General features: G+C 69.9%; 20 protein-coding genes. 10 read left to right on the forward strand and 10 right to left on the reverse strand.

The features are described 5' to 3' along the window. Positions 1 to 13: 13 nt before the first annotated feature. Complete coding sequence (locus AB0J88_RS22720) at positions 14 to 955, reverse strand: SDR family NAD(P)-dependent oxidoreductase (protein WP_364361854.1); 942 nt, start codon at positions 953 to 955, stop codon at positions 14 to 16. A gap of 74 nt (positions 956 to 1,029) precedes the next feature. On the opposite strand from AB0J88_RS22720, the gene AB0J88_RS22725 reads away from it, so the two are divergent. Together AB0J88_RS22725 and AB0J88_RS22730 are read left to right on the forward strand one after the other, a co-directional pair. Further along, positions 1,030 to 1,935, forward strand: a complete 906-nt coding sequence (locus tag AB0J88_RS22725) for an AraC family transcriptional regulator (protein ID WP_364361856.1) — start codon at positions 1,030 to 1,032, stop codon at positions 1,933 to 1,935. A 363-nt stretch (positions 1,936 to 2,298) separates the two neighbouring features. Further along, positions 2,299 to 2,922, forward strand: a complete 624-nt coding sequence (locus tag AB0J88_RS22730) for a polysaccharide deacetylase family protein (protein WP_364361858.1) — start codon at positions 2,299 to 2,301, stop codon at positions 2,920 to 2,922. On the opposite strand, the gene AB0J88_RS22735 is transcribed toward AB0J88_RS22730, so the two are convergent. Continuing rightward, entirely contained in the window at positions 2,883 to 3,578 is a 696-nt protein-coding gene (locus AB0J88_RS22735) for a TetR/AcrR family transcriptional regulator C-terminal domain-containing protein (protein WP_364361860.1), read from the reverse strand. The genes AB0J88_RS22730 and AB0J88_RS22735 overlap by 40 nt on opposite strands. Positions 3,579 to 3,656: 78 nt before the next feature. Between AB0J88_RS22735 and AB0J88_RS22740 the strand changes: the two genes are divergently transcribed. After that, positions 3,657 to 4,358, forward strand: a complete 702-nt coding sequence (locus AB0J88_RS22740) for a DUF4386 domain-containing protein (protein ID WP_364361862.1) — start codon at positions 3,657 to 3,659, stop codon at positions 4,356 to 4,358. A gap of 204 nt (positions 4,359 to 4,562) precedes the next feature. Here the strand turns inward: AB0J88_RS22740 and AB0J88_RS22745 are convergent, their stop codons facing one another. Next, the gene (locus AB0J88_RS22745; protein ID WP_364361864.1) at positions 4,563 to 4,985 is read right to left on the reverse strand and encodes a hypothetical protein; all 423 of its coding nucleotides are present in this window, start codon (positions 4,983 to 4,985) and stop codon (positions 4,563 to 4,565) included. Positions 4,986 to 5,075: 90 nt separating this feature from the next. Next, positions 5,076 to 6,098 (reverse strand): LacI family DNA-binding transcriptional regulator, encoded by a 1,023-nt coding sequence (locus AB0J88_RS22750; RefSeq protein WP_364361866.1) that lies wholly within the window; start codon positions 6,096 to 6,098, stop codon positions 5,076 to 5,078. Between the two features lie 183 nt (positions 6,099 to 6,281). Here AB0J88_RS22750 and AB0J88_RS22755 point away from each other — a divergent pair, with 183 nt between their 5' ends. The 3 genes from AB0J88_RS22755 to AB0J88_RS22765 are packed head-to-tail and all read left to right on the forward strand — an operon-like array spanning position 6,282 to position 9,357. Next, positions 6,282 to 7,550: an extracellular solute-binding protein gene (locus AB0J88_RS22755; protein ID WP_364361868.1), complete on the forward strand. Its 1,269-nt coding sequence runs from the start codon at positions 6,282 to 6,284 to the stop codon at positions 7,548 to 7,550. Further along, positions 7,547 to 8,524 carry a sugar ABC transporter permease gene (locus tag AB0J88_RS22760; RefSeq protein WP_364737976.1) on the forward strand — a complete coding sequence of 326 codons (978 nt, stop codon included), beginning with the start codon at positions 7,547 to 7,549 and terminating at the stop codon, positions 8,522 to 8,524. Before AB0J88_RS22755 ends, AB0J88_RS22760 begins: the two co-directional genes overlap by 4 nt. Next, positions 8,524 to 9,357, forward strand: a complete 834-nt coding sequence (locus AB0J88_RS22765) for a carbohydrate ABC transporter permease (protein ID WP_364359361.1) — start codon at positions 8,524 to 8,526, stop codon at positions 9,355 to 9,357. The genes AB0J88_RS22760 and AB0J88_RS22765 overlap by 1 nt, the downstream gene beginning before the upstream one ends. Here AB0J88_RS22765 and AB0J88_RS22770 read toward each other — a convergent pair. Then, positions 9,354 to 10,754, reverse strand: coding sequence for an MFS transporter (locus AB0J88_RS22770; protein WP_364359358.1), 1,401 nt, complete (start codon positions 10,752 to 10,754; stop codon positions 9,354 to 9,356). The genes AB0J88_RS22765 and AB0J88_RS22770 overlap by 4 nt on opposite strands. A 103-nt stretch (positions 10,755 to 10,857) precedes the next feature. Here AB0J88_RS22770 and AB0J88_RS22775 point away from each other — a divergent pair, with 103 nt between their 5' ends. After that, positions 10,858 to 11,433: a helix-turn-helix domain-containing protein gene (locus AB0J88_RS22775; RefSeq protein ID WP_364359355.1), complete on the forward strand. Its 576-nt coding sequence runs from the start codon at positions 10,858 to 10,860 to the stop codon at positions 11,431 to 11,433. On the opposite strand, the gene AB0J88_RS22780 is transcribed toward AB0J88_RS22775, so the two are convergent. Continuing rightward, the gene (locus AB0J88_RS22780; protein WP_364359352.1) at positions 11,410 to 11,946 is read right to left on the reverse strand and encodes a helix-turn-helix domain-containing protein; all 537 of its coding nucleotides are present in this window, start codon (positions 11,944 to 11,946) and stop codon (positions 11,410 to 11,412) included. The genes AB0J88_RS22775 and AB0J88_RS22780 overlap by 24 nt on opposite strands. A gap of 93 nt (positions 11,947 to 12,039) precedes the next feature. Between AB0J88_RS22780 and AB0J88_RS22785 the strand changes: the two genes are divergently transcribed. Continuing rightward, on the forward strand, positions 12,040 to 12,885 hold the full coding sequence (locus AB0J88_RS22785) for an SDR family NAD(P)-dependent oxidoreductase (RefSeq protein ID WP_364359349.1): 846 nt from the start codon (positions 12,040 to 12,042) through the stop codon (positions 12,883 to 12,885). Further along, positions 12,882 to 14,342 carry an aldehyde dehydrogenase gene (locus AB0J88_RS22790; protein WP_364359347.1) on the forward strand — a complete coding sequence of 487 codons (1,461 nt, stop codon included), beginning with the start codon at positions 12,882 to 12,884 and terminating at the stop codon, positions 14,340 to 14,342. Before AB0J88_RS22785 ends, AB0J88_RS22790 begins: the two co-directional genes overlap by 4 nt. Here AB0J88_RS22790 and AB0J88_RS22795 read toward each other — a convergent pair. From AB0J88_RS22795 to AB0J88_RS22810, 4 genes are all read right to left on the reverse strand, one after another. Continuing rightward, positions 14,321 to 14,539: a hypothetical protein gene (locus AB0J88_RS22795; protein ID WP_364359344.1), complete on the reverse strand. Its 219-nt coding sequence runs from the start codon at positions 14,537 to 14,539 to the stop codon at positions 14,321 to 14,323. The genes AB0J88_RS22790 and AB0J88_RS22795 overlap by 22 nt on opposite strands. Then, a complete protein-coding gene (locus AB0J88_RS22800) occupies positions 14,536 to 15,141 on the reverse strand; it encodes a 50S ribosomal protein L11 methyltransferase (RefSeq protein WP_364359341.1) in 606 nt (201 codons plus the stop codon). The genes AB0J88_RS22795 and AB0J88_RS22800 overlap by 4 nt, the downstream gene beginning before the upstream one ends. Positions 15,142 to 15,289: 148 nt before the next feature. Next, positions 15,290 to 15,493 (reverse strand): cold-shock protein, encoded by a 204-nt coding sequence (locus tag AB0J88_RS22805; RefSeq protein ID WP_089251832.1) that lies wholly within the window; start codon positions 15,491 to 15,493, stop codon positions 15,290 to 15,292. Between the two features lie 174 nt (positions 15,494 to 15,667). Then, the gene (locus tag AB0J88_RS22810) at positions 15,668 to 16,288 is read right to left on the reverse strand and encodes a TetR/AcrR family transcriptional regulator (protein ID WP_364359337.1); all 621 of its coding nucleotides are present in this window, start codon (positions 16,286 to 16,288) and stop codon (positions 15,668 to 15,670) included. 91 nt (positions 16,289 to 16,379) lie between these two features. On the opposite strand from AB0J88_RS22810, the gene AB0J88_RS22815 reads away from it, so the two are divergent. Next, entirely contained in the window at positions 16,380 to 17,096 is a 717-nt protein-coding gene (locus AB0J88_RS22815; RefSeq protein ID WP_364359334.1) for an SDR family oxidoreductase, read from the forward strand. The last annotated feature ends 2 nt before the right edge of the window (positions 17,097 to 17,098 follow it).

The following is a 17,098-nucleotide window of genomic DNA, read 5'->3' on the forward strand; positions in this document are numbered from 1 at the left end:
GGGCGATTCTGGCTTATCCCAGGCTCGGCAGGGCCAGCTCCCACAGGCGGTCGGCGGCATCCGGGTCGAGGGCATGTGCGGCCACGCCTGCGGTCGCGTCCGGGCCACCGGCTACGACCGGCGACTCCCTGTTGTCCTCGAAGTAGCGCCCGGTCACTCCTTCGACCGTCGGCGAGGCGGCCACCAGCACCGTGGTCGAGGCGCCTTCCTCGGGCGTCTTGAAGTGCGCCGGGACCAGCAGCTCGCCGGCCTCCGTCATCGCGCCGAACCTGATCATCGTCGAGCGGTCGAGGTGCCGCTGGAGCCTGGTGTGGATGGATCCGGGCGCCACGGCGTTGGCGGTGATGCCGTCCGCCGCCCAGCGCCGCGAGATCCCGACCGCGAGCAGCACGTCGGCCGTCTTGGACTGCCCGTAGGCGGCCCAGCCCTCGTACGGTCGCCGGTCGAACTGCGGGTCGTCGAAGTCCATCGGCCACCCCAGATGCGCACCGGAGGTCACCGTCACGACCCGCGCGGCGCCGGCGGCGGCGAGCGCTTCGTGCAGGCGGTACGCCAGGGCGAAGTGGCCCAGGTAGTTGGTCGCGAGCTGGAGCTCCCAGCCGGCCGGCGTGGTCTGGCGGGTCGGCAGTGCCATGATCCCGGCGTTGGCGACGAGGGCGTCGAGCGGCCCGGTCCAAGCGTCGGCGAACGCCGCCACGGAGTCGAGGTCGGCGAGGTCGAGCCGGCTCGCCAGCACGCGACCGGCACCGGCCCGGGCGGCGAGCTCGTCGATGATCGGCTTGGCGTCGGCGGGCTCGCGGGTCGCCACCGTCACCTCGGCACCGGCTCCCGCGAGCGCCCGGACGGTCTCCACGCCGATCCCGGAGGCACCCCCGGTGACGATCATCCGGCGACCCGTCAGGTCGACTCCGGCGAGGATCCGGGCTGCGGTGGTACGAGCGTCGAACTCAGTCATGGCTGCTACGGTACGAAGCGATCATCGGACGATGAATAGTCGAGACTCCAGCCCTCTTTAGCGAGCGTCCAGCTATGGATCCATTGGAAGATGTCCTGACCTTGACCGCCGCGACCGGTCACCTGTCCACCAGCCTGGCCGCCGGCGGACGCTGGGCGCTGCGGTTCACCCCCCTGGACGGCGTCAAGTTCAACGCCGTCCGCCGCGGCCGTTGCCAACTGCGGGTCGACGGTCTGGCCGAGCCGATCCCCTTGGCCACCGGCGACTGCTTCCTGCTCACGCGCCCGGTGCCGTTCGAGCTCGCCAGTGACGACGACGTGCCGGTCGAGCCCGCCGAGCCGGTCTTCCTGGCCGCGACCGACGGTGTGGCCCGGGCCGGCACCGCCGACGAGGTCGCCCTCATCGGCGGCCGCTTCAGCTTTCGCGGCCGGGCTCGGGCGCTGCTGCTCGACGGCCTGCCACCGGTCATCCACATCCCGGGTGCGACGACCGAGGCGCATGCGGTGCACTGGGCGATCGACCGGATCGACCACGAGGTGCGACGGTCGCAGATCGGGTCGACGCTGGTCGCCGAGCACCTGGCCGTGGTGATGCTGATCCAGGTGCTCCGGTTCCACCTGGCCACCGAGGCCGCGCCCGCGTCCGGGTGGCTGGCCGGGCTGACCGATCCCGTGGTCGGGCCGGCGTTGCGGGCGATGCACGCCAGGCCGGGGGAGCGCTGGTCGGTCGAGGCGCTCGCGGGCACGGCGGCCGTGTCGAGATCGACGCTCGCGGCCCGGTTCCGTGCTCTTGTCGGCAAAGGTCCGCTGGACTATCTCACCGGGTGGCGGGTCGAGCTCGCGGCGGACCGGCTCCGGCGTGGTGACGGGACGCTCGCGAGCATCGCGCGGGAGGTCGGCTACGGGTCGGAGAGCGCGTTGAGCGTGGCGTTCAAGCGGGTGACGGGTCTGTCGCCGGCGGCCTACCGGGCGCAGGCCTGACCGATCTGCCCCTTTCGCTCGGCCGGGACGGCAGAGGCGGCCACAGCCTGGTCTGATCTTGGCGTGAAACTCCCGTGGGCCGCGTTCGCCTCCGTCGCCGCGGTCGTGGCGGTCGTTGTCTTCCTCGTCTCCGCCTGGCCGTCGACCTCGCCGCCACCTCGGTTCGTCGGGACGTCGCCGGCGTCTCAGGCGCCGACGTCGCACGTGACACCTTCGTCGAATGCAACGCCGTCGAGGAGCCCTGTGCCGCCTCCGAGTCCCGGTGCCCGCACTCCAGAACGCACGTCGGTGCCGGGGGCCACGCGGCCCGGTTCGCGACCACCGGTGATCAACAACGGTCCGCGTACGGGCAATGTTGTCGCCTTGACGTTCGACGCCGACCTGACCGTGTCGATGCGCGCGTCGCTGGAGTCGGGGCGGGTGAAGTCCTACGCCAACCTGCGCATTCTCGACCGGCTGGAGCTCGAGCGCGTACCCGCGACGTTCTTCCTCACCGGCATGTGGGTCGAGCGCTATCCGCAGGTGACCCGCCGGATCGCCCGCAACGAGCGCTTCGAGCTCGCGAACCACACCTATGCTCACGAGTCCTTCGTGGACGACTGCTACGGGCTGCCCCGGATCGCGCCGGCGAAGATGGCGTCCGATGTGGACAAGACCTTCGACATCATCGGCCGGTACGGGGGACGGCAGACCCGGTTCTTCCGCTTCCCGGGGCTGTGCCACGACCGCGCGGCACTGGACGCGCTGGCGCCGCTGGGCGTCACGGTCGTGGACGGGGACGTGGTCAGTGGCGACCCGTTCGCGAAGCGGTGGCAGCCGATCGTCAAGGCGGTGCTGACGAACGTACGCCCGGGGTCGGTCATCATCCTGCACGTGACGGAGGCCAACGCGGCGATGACGGACGACGCGCTGCCGCACATCCTCGCGGGACTGCGAGAACGGGGCCTTCAGCCGGCGACCTTGTCGGAGGTGCTGGCGGCGCGGTAGCGCTCGAGCCCGTCGAGCAGCAGGTCGAGGGTGAACTGGAACTCGACCTGGCTGTCGCACCACCCGAGCGTCGGATCCTTGGCGCTGTGCATCTCGTGCGCGACCATGGCGGTCAGGTTGGGCAGCGCCTGCGCCATCGCGGCCAGGTCGGCCTCGGCATCGGCCGGTTCGAGACTGCCGCCGGCGGCCGCCGGGCTGAACACCTCCTGCGCGAACCCGAACGGCATGCTCCCGAACGCGTGGATGGCCCGGTGCGCGAGGTGATGATCGAAGCCGGCGCCGGTCAGGGTGCCGACGATGCGGTCGAAGTACGCGTAGACGCCGGCCGGGATGGTGCGCCTGGTGGTCAGCAGCCCGGGTGCCCAGGGGTGGCGCAGCATGACCTGACGGGCGGCGAGAAACTGCCGGCGCAGGTGTGCGCGCCAGTCCGACCGCCCGGTTGTCGGGGCGATCTCGTCGAGCACGGTGGAGACGACGCCGTCGAGCAGTTCCTCCTTGCCGGAGACGTAGAAGTAGAGCGACATGGCCTCGACCCCGAGTTCGGCCGCCAGGCGCCGCATGGTGAGCGCCTTGATCCCCTCGTCGTCGGCGAGACGGACGGCGGCGTCCAGCACGCGCTGGCGACTGAGTGGCTCCCGAAATGTCCTTGCTGTCATGCACTTCCTTACCCTTGTGGGGTCACCTTACCATGTAAGGCACCTTACATGGTAAGACTCATCGAGGGAGCCCGCGACATGGACCCGCTGATCCGCACCGCCCGGGTGACCGGTCTGCTCTATCTGAGCCTGGCCATCTCGGGAGGCCTGGGTTTCCTCCTGATCCGCTCCCGCCTCTACGACCCCGACGACTCGGCGGCGACGCTGGCCAACGTGCTGGCGCACGAGTCCCTGGCCCGCGCCGGCATCGCCTTCGAGCTGCTCACGGTGCTGACCCAGGCGTTGGTCGCGGTGTGGTTCTACCGCCTGTTCCACGCGGCGGACCGTTTCGCCGCGGGCGGCATCGCCGCCTTCGGCTTGGCCAACGCGGTGGCGATCCTGTCGAGCGCGGCCCTGCTGGCGACCGCGTTGGACTCGGCGCTCGGTGGTGCGCCGGCGTCCACCGTGCAGCTGCTCTACGGCATCAGCGACAACCTGTGGGGAGTCGGCGCGCTGTTCTTCGGCCTGTGGCTGATCCCCATGGGCCAGGTCGTACTGCGCTCGCGCTGGCTGCCCGGCGCCTTGGGCTGGCTGCTGATCGCCGGCGGCGTCGGTTACGTGCTGAGCGCGTTCATCCGCTACCTGGCCCCGGACGCGCCACCGATCGCGGACATCCTCGCCTTCCCGGCAACCGTGGGCGAGTTCTGGATGATCGGCTACCTATTGCTCCGCGGCGTCCGCCAACAAGCCCTCGACAACCCACCGACCCGCAACGCCACCCCCGACCCGGTAGCAAGCTGACGGTCCCGCACACGGCGGGCGAGGGATCCGTGGTCGAGCGGCCTGGCAACGTTTGGAGTCGAGTCGTGTTCACCGCGTAAGCGGAAATGGTCCGAGCGGATTCCAAAACACCGGCAATGCGAACCAGTGTCCCCGGGCCGGCGGGGGCAGCTCAGACCCGTTCCACACGGGACGGTCGCCGAGCGAAGCGACGTGTTGTTGGCACTACCGACACCGTTCATGGATAGCGCACTCGCCGGCGCGTCGGGACCGGTGCAGCCAGGGCGCGAGCGCGGGCGCCGCCGCGATCAGGGCGACCGCGAGTGCCGTGATCACCGCTTGCCCGATCCGGCCGGCCGTGATCCCCGGCGTGGCGTCCAGCACGTAGTTGGCGTACCCGTTCGCCGCCGCGTCGCTGACGAAAACGGCACAGCCGAGCAGCAGTCCTTCGACCCGGCGCAGCGCTAGCAACAGCGCCGCGAGCGGATCGAAGACGGTCAGCGAGGTGAAGTACAGCATCAGCCAGGTGGGGGTGGACGGGCTGGGACCACCCGGCCGGACGCCGAGCAGGTCGCCCAGGTGGACGATCCCGCCGTACCCGAGGACGCAGACGGCGACGATCACGACGACCCGAATCCCCCGGGGCACACCGGCCCACCTCTGGAGCGATGCCGGTCTCGCCGCGCACACTGGCCCTCCGTTCCGGTCGGGCAGTGCCCCGCCCGCGCCGCGTCGATGCTAGGACAGGCCCCTGGGCGGCGGGAACGCCCGGCACGATGCCCGCACCACCAGCTCCGTGGGCAGCCGTATGTGGGTGGACCGGTCAACCCCGGCGATCAGGTCGACCAGCAACCGCAAGGCCTCCGCGCCCATGCGTTGCAGTGGCTGCGTGATCGTCGTCAGTGGTGGGTTGACCAACGCCGACTCCGGCACGTTGTCGAACCCGATCACGGACAGGTCGTCGGGCACCGACAGGCCCATGGTCCGGGCAACGTCCATCATGGAGATGGCGGACAGGTCGTTGCCGGCGAAAACCGCCGTCGGCCGTTCGGCCAGGGACAGCAACTCCGCGGCCGGGACCGAAGCGCTCTCCACCCGGAAGCCACCGACGCGAACCAGCCGCTCGTCGACCGCGACCCCCGCGTCGGCCATCGCCTTGCGGAACCCGGCCTCGCGCAATCGCGCCGACTCCAGGTCGGGCCGACCACTCAGATGCCCGATCCGCCGGTGCCCCAACGACAGCAGATAGTTCGTCGCGAGCACGGCGCCCGCGAAGTTGTCGGAGTCGATGGTCGGCAGCCCGGACGGCCCCGTATGCGGGTCGACCGCGACCACATGGAAGTCCTGCTTCGTCTCCACGACGGTCGGCGTGACGATCACCGCCCCGTCGATCAACGTGCCGGACAGCCGCGCCAACGAGCGCCGTTCCCAACCGATCGCGGTGCCGCCACCATCACCGCTCGAGTACGCCAGCAGCTGATAGCCAGTGCCGGCGACCTCCTTGGACGCACCCTTCAAGAGCTCCGTCGAGAACGGCTCGAACTCCGCGACCAGGATGCCGAGCACGTTGGTGCGGTGGCTCCGCAGCGACTGCGCACCGAGACTCGCCTCGTACCCGAGTTGGCTGATGACCTGCTGCACCCGCTCCACGGTGGCCTGCGCGACCCCGTAACGCCCGTTGACGACCTTGGACACGGTGGCCACGGAGACGCCGGCCGTGCGGGCCACGTCCGACATCTTCACGCGCTGCGGGAACGCCACGCCGATGATGATAGATGCCTTAACGGGGGGCGTCAGGCATGTTTCGAAAACGATATCGATAACGATTGACACTGGCCTTGACAGGCTGCAAAACTCCCCGTCAATGCCGAGTACCGCGACTGACTGGTCGAGGAGACATTGATGGCAACTAAGAACCGTGCGGCCCCTTTCCTGGGGATACTTATGTCCGGCGCGCTCCTCCTTGCCGCCTGTAGCGGCGGCGGTGAGAGCGAAGAACCCGCCGCCGACGAGCTTTACCAGAACCCCGTCACGCTGACCTGGTGGCACAACGCCTCGCAGGACGGCCCGGGCAAGACCTACTGGACGAAGGTGGCCAAGGACTTCTCCACGGCGCACCCGACCGTCACGATCGAGATCGAGGCGATCGAGACCAACCAGCTCCAACGCACCCGGCTCCCCGCCGCGCTGCTGACGAGCGACCCGCCGGACATCTTCCAGGCCTGGGGCGGCGGCGAGATCCGGGAGCAGGTCGAGGCCGACTACCTCAAGGACATCACCGAGCAGGTCAAGACCGAGGTCGCCAACATCGGCAGCGCGTCCGAGATCTGGCAGGTCGACGGCAAGCAGTACGGTCTGCCGTTCCGGATGGGCATCGAAGGCATCTGGTACAACAAGGACATGTTCGCGCAGGCGGGCATCACGGCGCCTCCGACGACGTTCGACGAGCTCAACGACGCGGTCACCAAGCTCAAGGCGATCAACGTCGTGCCGATCGCGCTCGGTGCGGGTGACAAATGGCCGGCCGCGCACTGGTGGTACAACTTCGCCCTGCGCGCCTGCTCGGTGGACACGCTGAAGAAGGCGTCGATCGACCTCACCTTCGACGACCCGTGCTTCGTCAAGGCCGGCGAGGACCTCAAGACCTTCATCGGCACCCAGCCGTTCCAGAACAACTTCATCGCCACCCCCGGCCAGAACGACCCGACCAGCGCCAACGGCCTGCTCGCCAACGGCAAGGCCGCGATGGAGCTGATGGGCGACTGGAACAAGGGCACGCTGGAGACGGTCGCCGAGGACCCCGACAAGCTGGCCAAGTTCCTCGGCTGGTTCCCGGTGCCGGCGATCTCCGGCTCGGCCGGCGACCCGAAGGCGGCCCTCGGTGGCGGTGACGGGTTCGCCTGCGCGAAGAACGCGCCGGCCGAGTGCGTCGAGTTCCTGAAGTACATCGTCAGCCCCGAGGTCCAGAAGGGGTACGCCGAGACGGGTGTCGGCCTGCCGGTGGCCAAGGGCGCCGAGACCGGCGTCGAGGACCCGGCGTTGAAGTCCATCCTGGAGGCGACATCGGGCGCCTCGTACGTGCAGCTCTGGCTGGACACCGCCTACGGCAGCACCGTCGGCAACGCGATGAACGACGCCATCGTCGCCATCTTCGCCGGCAAGGGCACGCCGCAGCAGGTCGTCGACGCCATGAAGTCGGCTGCCCGCAAGTGACCGCTACGAAGTCAGTGAGCCTCGTCGGCGGCGCCTCGGCGCCGCCGACGGGCTCGCGCAGCAGGGCGGCCGGGACCCGACGCAAGTGGTACGAGATCATCGGACTGACCACACCGGCGATCGCCGTGTACGTGATGTTCGTGCTCGTGCCGATGGGCTTCGCCGTCTACTACAGCCTCTACCGCTGGCGCGGGGTCGGGCCGCCGACCCAGTTCGTCGGGTTCGACAACTACGTGCTGGCCTTCCAGGACCCGATCTTCATCGACGCGCTGCGCAACAACGCCATCATCGTCGTGGGGTCGCTGCTGGTGCAGGGTCCGATCGCGCTCGGCATCGCCCTGCTGCTCAACCGCCGCTTCCGTGGGCGCACGGTGTTCCGCCTGCTGGTCTTCGTGCCCTACGTGTTGGCCGAGGTCACCGTCGGCATCATGTGGAAGCTGATTCTGACCGACGGGGGCACGGTCGACGCGCTGCTCAAGTCGCTCGGCCTCGGCGGCCTGACCCAGGCGTGGCTGGCCGACCTCGACGTGGTGATCTGGACGCTGCTGTTCGTGCTCACCTGGAAGTACGTCGGCTTCGCCATCATCCTGCTGCTCGCCGGTCTGTCCAATGTGCCCCAGGAGCTGACCGAGGCGGCCGCGATCGACGGCGCCGGGTGGTGGCAGGCCCAGCGGCACATCACGCTGCCGTTGCTGGGTCCGACGATCCGCATCTGGATGTTCCTGTCGATCATCGGCTCGCTCCAGGTCTTCGACGTGATCTGGGTGACCTCGGTGCCGGCCGTCCGCTCCCTCGGGGCCTCGGGCACCATGGCCACGTACATGGTGGACAACGGCTTCTTCGCCCGGCTCTGGGGCTATGGCAACGCGGTCGCCGTGATCCTGTTCGTCATCTCGTTCGTCGCGGCGTTGCTGTTCCAGCGTTTCCTGCTTCGCCGGGACATCGAGGGCGCCATCACAAGAAGGGTGGGCTGATGACACAGCGCCGGCCGTTCTCCTGGGGCAGCCCGCTGACGTACTCGTTGGCGTTCGCGGTCGCCGCCGTGTCGATCGCGCCGGTGGTCTACGTGATCGTCGGCGGCTTCCGGACCACGCCGCAGATCGTCGCGGACCCGGCCGGGTGGCCGGACCCGTGGGTGTGGGACAACTACGCGCGGGTGCTCACCCAGAGCGACTTCTGGGGTCAGGCCTTCAACAGCGCCGTGATCGCCCTGGGCACGACGCTCGCCGTGGTGGTGCTGGGCGTCTGTGCCGCGTACGTGCTGGCCCGCTACACCTTCCGGGGCCGCGAGGCGCTCTACACGTTCTTCACCCTAGGCCTGCTCTTTCCGGCGGGCGCGGCGATCCTGCCGCTCTACCTGATGCTGCGCGACCTGAACCTGACCAACTCGTACTACGCGGTGATCCTGCCGCAGGTCGCGTTCTCCCTGCCGCTCACCATCGTGATCCTGCGGCCGTTCCTGACCGCCATCCCGCGCGAGCTCGAGGACGCGGCCGCGATCGACGGCACGGGCAAGCTGGGCTTCCTGTGGCGCATCACGCTCCCGCTGTCCAAACCCGCCCTGGTCACCGTCGGCGTGCTGGCCTTCGTGGCGAGCTGGAACGCGTTCCTGTTGCCGTTGCTGGTGCTCAGCGACGTCAACCTGCACACGCTTCCGCTCGGCGTGCAGAACTTCTCCAGCCAGTACACCTCGGACACGGCCGGCATCCTGGCCTTCACGTCCTTGGCCATGCTCCCGGCGCTCGTCTTCTTCACGTTCGCGGAGAAGCAGATCGTCGGTGGCCTGCAAGGTGCGGTGAAGGGCTAACGGCGGCTCGGCACGAGGAGGGACAGGACGACGGCCACTGCGGCGGTGGCGGCGATCGTGAGGAAGCCGACCGTATAGCCGGTCGACGTGGGCAGCCCGTTGGCCGCGATCGTGCCCGTCACCAGGGCGCTGACCACCGCCGTGCCGATCGCTCCGCCGATGTTGCGGATGTTGGCGTTCATGCCGGTGGCGGCGCCGGTCGCGGACGGGCTGACCGAGTGCACGATAACGCTGGTCATGGCCGCGTACGCGAGGCCGAGCCCGAGCCCGAAGACCCCTGCCGCGAGGGAAACCTGCCACGGCGCGTTGTTGAGGAGGGCGAAGCCGATGGCGCCGGCGGCGAGGAACACCGAGCCGTAGGCGAGCTGTGCCCGGAACCCGACGACCCGGTGAACGGGTCCGCTGACCATGCCGCCGACGGCCATCGTGACCAGCATCGGGAGGATCAGGAAGCCGGCGACCGTGACGCTGGAGCCGAAGCCGTACCCGGCCCGCGACGGGGTCTGGACGAACTGCGGCAGGAAGGTGATGACGGAGAACATCGCCGCGCCGAAGAGCAGGGCGACCAGGTTGGTCGTCCACACTGGACGGTGGCGCATCATCCGCATGTCGATCATCGGGTTCGCCGACCGGGTCTCCACCACGACCCACGCGGCGAAGGCGATGGCCGCCACGACGAACAGGCCGAGGGTGGGCGTCGAGAGCCAACCCCAGCGCGCTCCGGTGCTCACCGGCAGCAGCAGGGCGACCAGCCAGCCGGCCAGCAGGGCGGCGGCCGGCCAGTTGACCCGGCCCCCGCCCCGCACGGGCGAGGCCGGCACGAACTTCCAGGCCAACGTGGCCACCGCCACGACCAGGACGAGCGGGATGCCGAACAGCCAGCGCCAGCCGAGGGCCGCGGTGATCGGTCCGGCCAGCACGGTGCCGAGACCGCCGCCGACGGCGATCACGCTGGACATCGCGCCGATTGCCCGCGGCACGCGATGCGCGGGGTACTCGTCGCGGATGATGCCGAACACGATCGGGAAGATGGCGCCGCCGAGCCCCTGGATGATCCGGCCGACGATCAGCACGCCGAGGTTCGGGGCGAGCGCGGAGACGAGGCTGCCCACGCCGATCGCGCCGAGCACGATGAGGAGGGCGCGGTGCTTGCCGATGAGGTCGGCGATGCGGCCGAGGATCGGGGTGGCGACCGAGGCGGAGAGCAGCCAGGCGATCAGCACCCAGGACACGCCGGCCTGGGTGGTGCCGAGGTCTTGGCGGATCACGGGGAGCACCGGGCTGATCAGCGACTGAAGGATGGCGAAGGTGCCGGCGCCGAGGCCGAGCAGCACGAAGACCAGCGACGTGGCCGATCGTGCCGGAGCGTGGGCAGGCGCGGTTGCGGTGAGGGTCATCGGTAGCTTCCTGCGAGCGGATAGACTGATAATCAGACTCCGGTAAAACGGAGCCGAGTTATCGGATTACTGATAACCGTACTCCGCTTCGAGGGGAGCGCCAATGCCGGGCCTCGACCTGTCCGTGATGGGTGCGCGCCGACCCCACCGGGTGGACGCCGCACGCAACTTCGACGCCCTGGTGGCGGCGGCCCGGGAGGTGTTCACCGAGTACGGCGCTGACGCGCCCCTGGACGAGGTGGCCCGCCGGGCCGGGGTCGGCATCGCCACCCTCTACCGCAACTTCCCCGCCAGGGAGCAGCTCCTGGAGCAGGTATACCTGACGGAGGTCGACGCCGTCTGCCGTGCGGCCGAGGGCGCGGGCGAGCTTGGCCCGTGGGAGGGCATCACCACGTGGCTGCGGCGGTTCGTCGACTACGTGGCGACCAAGCGCGCGGTCGCGACCGGGCTGGACCGGGGGTCACCCGCCTACCGGGCCGCGACGGAGGCGCTCTACGCGGCCGGCGGACCGCTGCTGGCCCGAGCGCAGGAGGCCGGCACCATGCGGACGGACGTGGACATCGACGACGTCATGCGCTTCGCGATGGCGTACACCACCGTGAACTTCGCCTCGGCCGACCAGCGCGACCGCATGCTCGCGGTCGCCTTCGACGGCCTAGCGGCCCAGGCCGCGCAGTAGCGTCTCGACGACCAGGTCCGCCGCCTGCGGGGGAGTCAGGTCGGGGAAGCGGTACGCCGCGGTGCTGACCAACTGGTCGAGGACGGCTCTGGCCCACGGCACGTCGCCGCGCAGGAAGCCCTCGTCGACCGCCCGCTGGACGAACGCGTCCAGGCGGGCGCTCTGCTTCTGTGCCCGGCCCTCGGCGGACGGGTCGGCGCGCATCATCCGCCGCGTGTCGACCGGCCATTCCCGGCTGACCGGGACGATCCCCTCGACGTAGCGGTGCAGGGCCACCGCCACCGGGGCCTCGGTGAGCCGGGCCTCGTCGAGCACCCGCTCGGCCGAGTCGAGCTTCGCCTCGAAGACCGCGCTCAGCAGCGCCTCGCGATTGGCGAAGCGGCGGTGGACGGTCGTGCGGTCGACCCCGGCGGCGGTGGCGATGGCGGACAGCGGGGTGCTCGGGTCGTCGGCCAGCAGTCGGGCCCCGGCGCGCAGGACCCCGGCCAGGTTGCGGGCGGCATCAGCTCTCATCGTGCCGTACATCATACCCTCCGTCGTGGATCCGCTCCAAAACACCACGCTAGTGTTGCGGTTCGAACCCGACATGGAACAGGAGATTCACAAATGGCACGCACCTGGCTGATCACCGGCGGGTCCCAAGGACTCGGCCGGGCCCTGACCGAGGCGGCGCTCGCCAACGGCGACCGGGTCGCGGTCACCTCCCGCCAGCCGGACGCCGTGGCCGACCTGCGCCAGGCGTACCCGGACCGGCTGTTGACCTTGGCCGTGGACCTGACCGACGAGGCAGCGGTCCGGGCGGGCGTCGCCGCCGTGGTCGACCGGTTCGGTGGACTCGACGTCGTCGTCAACAACGCCGGCTACGCCACGACCGGCACCGTCGAGGACTTCCCGGCCGACGAGTTCCGCGCGCAGGTCGAGACCAACCTCTTCGGCGTCGTCAACGTCAGCCGGGCCGCACTGCCGGTCATGCGCCGCCAGCGGTCCGGGCACCTCGTCCAGATCTCGTCCGTCGGCGGGCGGGTCGGCGGCACGCCGGGGCTCAGCGCCTACCAGACCGCCAAGTTCGGCGTCGCGGGCTTCTCCGAGGTCCTCGCCAACGAGGTCGGGCACCTGGGCATCAAGGTGACGATCGTCGAGCCCGGTGGCATCCGCACCGGCTGGGCGGCCGGCGCCGCGAAGACCTCCGGACCGACCCGGCCCGAGTACGCGGAGTCCGTCGGCGTCTGGCAGGACCGGTTCGCGGCGTACGCCGGCAACGAGCCCGGCGACCCCGCCCGAATGGCCAAGGCGATCGTCGACCTGGTGGAGGGGCAGGAGCACCCGCGCCGGCTGCTGCTCGGCAACGACGCTCTGGAGCTCACCTTGGCCGCCGAGGAGGAGCGGCTCGCCGAGGCCCGCGCGTGGGCGGCCGTCAGCCGGTCCACCGACCTCGAAGGAGCCACAGCATGATCATCCGCGACAAGCTCTACATCGGCGGCCAATGGGTCGCGCCGGACGGCGACGACCTGCTCGAGATCCGGTCCCCGCACGACCGGTCGGTGCTCGGCCGCGTCGCCCAGGCCGACACCGCCGACGTGGACAAGGCGGTGGCCGCCGCCCGGAGAGCCTTCGACGACGGCCCCTGGCCGCGCACCGACCCGAAGGAGCGCCAAGCGGTGGTCCGCCGCCTCAACGCGCTGCGCGAGGCCCGCGCCGACGAGATCGCCGAGGTCATCTCGGCGGAGAACGGCTCGGCCGGCTGGTTCACCAGGCTCGGCCAGCCGTTCCTGACCCGGCAGGTCAACGCCTACCTCGCCGCCGCCGAGGGGTTCGCCTGGGAGGAGGTGGTGGAGCCGTCCGACCCGGACGTCGCCTTCGACACCATCGTGCGGCGCGAGCCGATCGGCGTCGTCGCCGCGGTCATCCCGTGGAACTCGCCCTTCTCCGCCGCCACCGCCAAGCTGACCCCCGCCCTGCTGGCGGGCAACACGGTGGTCCTCAAGGTCTCGCCGGAGAACTCGCTCAGCATGACCCTGCTGGCCGACCTCTGGCACGAGGCCGGGCTGCCGGCGGGCGTGCTCAGCATCCTGCCGGCGGACCGGGACACGAGCGAGTACCTGGTCTCCCACCCGCAGGTCGACAAGATCGCGTTCACCGGGTCGACCCGCGCGGGCCGGCGGATCGCCGCGATCGCCGGTGAGCAGCTCAAGCGCGTCAGCCTGGAGCTCGGCGGCAAGTCCGCGGCCATCCTCCTGGACGACGCCGACCTGCCGGCGGCCGTCAACGGCCTGCGGTTCGGCTCGCTGGCCAACAACGGCGAGGCGTGCATCCTGCAGACCCGGATCCTGGCTCCCCGCGAGCGCTATGAGGAGGTCGTCGCCGCGCTGAAGGACATGGTGGAGTCGCTCAAGGTCGGCGACCCGGCCGACCCCGACACCTTCGTCGGCCCGATGATCAGGCGGGACCAGCAGGAGCGGGTACGCGACTACATCCGCACCGGCGTGCAGGAGGGAGCCCGCCTGGTCACCGGCGGCCCGCACGTGCCGGAAGGACTCGAGGGCGGCAACTACGTGACGCCCACGCTCTTCGCCGACGTCCGCAACGACATGCGGATCGCCCGCGAGGAGATCTTCGGCCCGGTGCTGGTCGTGATCCCGTACGACGACGAGGACGACGCGGTCCGGATCGCCAACGACTCCGAGTACGGCCTGTCCGGCGGCATCTGGTCGGCCAGCACCGAGCGCGCGCTGCGCGTGGCCCGCCGCCTGCGCACCGGGACCGTCACGCTGAACGGGTCACCGATGAGCTTCGACGGGCCGTTCGGCGGCTACAAGGCGAGCGGAATCGGCCGGGAGTACGGCGTGGTGGGCCTGACCGGCTATGTGGAGCACAAGACGGTGACCCGTCAGCCCTTGGCCGGCCCCTGATAGTCCGGCGCCACGTAGACGGGAAGGCGATCGCCGGCCGAGCGCACGTACCGCCGGGTGTAGTTGACGTGCCGAGGCCGGACACCGTCGAAGGTGGGCACGGCGAAGTGCAGCGGCAACCGGCCCGCGGACTGCCGCGTGGGGGTGACGTCGTGGCGCTGGTCGTGCCAGGGACCGCCGAGGAAGAGCACCATCACGGCCGCGCTCCCGGGTTGCGAGGCGTGAGCACGCTGGCGGCGGTTACATAGGTCTCTTCGCCGGTCGCGGGCGACAGCGGATACGTCATGACGACCTGCCAATCTCGGGAGGGGATCCGACCACGGCCCGGGTCGCCGGCGAGGACCAGCGCGTCGCGGCGGGCGGCTGTGAGCAGGAAGGGTAGGACCTGGTCGGCGAGTTGATCATCGTAGAACGCGTCGCCGGCCAACACCACGTCGGCCTGGAGGTCGAGAACGGCCTCGGGGGTCAGGTCGAGGAGGTTGGTGGAGAGGGGTACGACGTGCACGTCGTTCGCGCGGGCGTTGGCCCGGATGGCGGCGAAGGCGTAGGGGTCGATGTCGTTGGCGACGACGACCGCGGCACCCGCCTTGGCCGCCGCGATCGCGACGAGGCCTGACCCGGAACCGAGGTCGAGCACCCGGCGTCCGGCCACGGTCTCGGGGGCGTCGAGAACGTAACGGGCGACGGCCTGACCGCCGCCCCAGGCCGTGGCCCAGAAGGGTGCGGGGAGGTTGTGGCCCACCTGGGCCTCCAACCGAGCCCAGAGGATCGTCGGATCCTCCGCAAGGAAAAGGCGCACCTCAGGTACGAGCCGCGCCGAGGTGAGTCGGAGACCATCCATGTCAATCCCCGCTCTGATGTTGTCCGGGCCGACGCCCGGGTTCTGTCGGTGGCCGTGCCCCTGTGCACGGAAGGGTGACCAGGGGCACGGCCGCGACAGGTCTAGATCAGATGGTGCGGATGTTCGCGGCCTGCGGGCCCTTCTGGCCCTGCTCGACGTCGAACTCCACGCGCTGGTTCTCCTCGAGCGACCGGAAGCCGGACGCTGCGATGGCGGAGAAGTGGGCGAACACGTCCGGGCCGCCACCATCCGGGGTGATGAAGCCGAACCCCTTGTCAGCGTTGAACCACTTGACGGTGCCTTGAGTCATTTCTTAAAACCTTTCGGAATGGCGCCCGCACCGTGCGGGGACCGATATTGCCGAACTCATCCATCCCGACCGGTTGACCCGGCACAACACAAAACGCCCGTGGCTGGAGACCCGGGCGTCTGCAAGGTATGAACGTGAAACCGCAATACCCGAACTTTAGCACGTCCGGCCGGTTCAGTTGACCAGGGCTCGCGAGTCTTCCGGCACCTGGAGCAGGTCCAGGCAGTCGCGCCACAGCGTGTCGAGCAGGGTCGGGTCGTTGAGCAGCTTCGCGAGCAGCACGCGGCCCTCGATCTGGGCCACGATCGAGCGGGCCGCCTCGCGGCTGTCGACCGCCGGGCCGGCCGCGCCGAGGTCCTTCGCCTGGGTGACGACGGCCTCGATCAGGTCGATCTGGGCGTCGAAGATCGCCTGGAGCTGCTCCCGGATCTCGGGCGCCTGGTTGCTGAGCTCGAGGGCGAGGTTGCCGAACATGCAACCGACCACCACGCCGGAGCGCCGCTGGGCGACCCGCTGCACCTCCTCGGTGGCCTCGAACAGGTCGCGCAGGCGGCTCAGGGGAGCGCGGTCCGAGTTGAGCACCGCTTCCCACTGGGCACGCTGGGCCGCCCAGTGCTCGTCGATGACCGTCAGCGCGAGCGCCTGCTTGGACTCGAAGAAGTAGTAGAAGCTGCCCTTGGGCACCCCGGCCGCCGCGCAGATCTCCGCCACGCCCAGCGCCGAGTAGCCGCGCTGCTCGAGGAGCTGCTTGGCGGCTTCGAGGATCTTGTTTCGCGCGTCACTTGTCCGTCCCACCCTTGGAGAATACATGACCGGTCGTCTAGCGTCTTAGTCGACCAGTCGTCTACCGACGACATCCAGTCGGATCTGCGAGGTTCAGACAGCTATGAGCACCAACTCAGCACAGAAGGTCGTCGTCATCACCGGTGCGTCCCAGGGCATCGGGGCCGGCCTCGTCGAGGCGTACCGCAAGCTCGGCTACGGCGTCGTGGCCACGTCCCGGTCGATCGCCCCCAGCGACGACCCGGACGTCGTGACCGTGCGCGGCGACATCGCCGACAAGGCCACGACCGACGCCGTCGTCGCGGCCGCGCTGGAGCGCTTCGGCCGGATCGACACCGTGGTGAACAACGCCGGCGTCTTCATCGCCAAGCCGTACACCGACTACACCGCCGAGGACTACGACCTGGTCTTCGGTGTCAACGTCGCCGGCTTCTTCAACCTCACCCAGCGCGCCATGCCCCACCTGCTCGCCGGCGGGGGTGGTCACATCGTCAGCATCACCACGAGCTTCGTGGACCAGCCGAACTCCAACGTGCCGTCCGTGCTGGCCTCGCTGACCAAGGGCGGGTTGACCTCGGCGACCAAGTCACTGGCCATCGAGTACGCGAACCGGGGCGTACGGGTCAACGCGGTGGCGCCGGGCATCATCAAGACCCCGATGCACTCGCCGGACTACTACCCGACGTTCGACGCGCTGCACCCGGTCGGCCGGATGGGCGAGACCAGCGACATCGTCGAGGCGGTGCTCTTCCTGGAGTCGGCACCGTTCGTCACGGGCGAGATCCTGCACGTCGACGGTGGTCAGAACGCCGGCCACTGACC

Source organism: Asanoa sp. NPDC049475 (genome assembly GCF_040676915.1).
GTDB lineage: Bacteria > Actinomycetota > Actinomycetes > Mycobacteriales > Micromonosporaceae > Asanoa.

Coding starts and splice junctions, on each gene's coding strand:
- AB0J88_RS22725 (WP_364361856.1), top strand. CDS start 1,030: ATGGATCCATTGGAAGATGTCCTGACCTTGACCGCCGCGACCGGTCAC.
- AB0J88_RS22805 (WP_089251832.1), bottom strand. CDS start 15,493: ATGACTCAAGGCACCGTCAAGTGGTTCAACGCTGACAAGGGGTTCGGC.
- AB0J88_RS22740 (WP_364361862.1), top strand. CDS start 3,657: ATGGACCCGCTGATCCGCACCGCCCGGGTGACCGGTCTGCTCTATCTG.
- AB0J88_RS22755 (WP_364361868.1), top strand. CDS start 6,282: ATGTCCGGCGCGCTCCTCCTTGCCGCCTGTAGCGGCGGCGGTGAGAGC.
- AB0J88_RS22785 (WP_364359349.1), top strand. CDS start 12,040: ATGGCACGCACCTGGCTGATCACCGGCGGGTCCCAAGGACTCGGCCGG.
- AB0J88_RS22735 (WP_364361860.1), bottom strand. CDS start 3,578: ATGACAGCAAGGACATTTCGGGAGCCACTCAGTCGCCAGCGCGTGCTG.
- AB0J88_RS22775 (WP_364359355.1), top strand. CDS start 10,858: ATGCCGGGCCTCGACCTGTCCGTGATGGGTGCGCGCCGACCCCACCGG.
- AB0J88_RS22790 (WP_364359347.1), top strand. CDS start 12,882: ATGATCATCCGCGACAAGCTCTACATCGGCGGCCAATGGGTCGCGCCG.
- AB0J88_RS22815 (WP_364359334.1), top strand. CDS start 16,380: ATGAGCACCAACTCAGCACAGAAGGTCGTCGTCATCACCGGTGCGTCC.
- AB0J88_RS22770 (WP_364359358.1), bottom strand. CDS start 10,754: ATGACCCTCACCGCAACCGCGCCTGCCCACGCTCCGGCACGATCGGCC.
- AB0J88_RS22765 (WP_364359361.1), top strand. CDS start 8,524: ATGACACAGCGCCGGCCGTTCTCCTGGGGCAGCCCGCTGACGTACTCG.
- AB0J88_RS22780 (WP_364359352.1), bottom strand. CDS start 11,946: ATGAGAGCTGATGCCGCCCGCAACCTGGCCGGGGTCCTGCGCGCCGGG.
- AB0J88_RS22720 (WP_364361854.1), bottom strand. CDS start 955: ATGACTGAGTTCGACGCTCGTACCACCGCAGCCCGGATCCTCGCCGGA.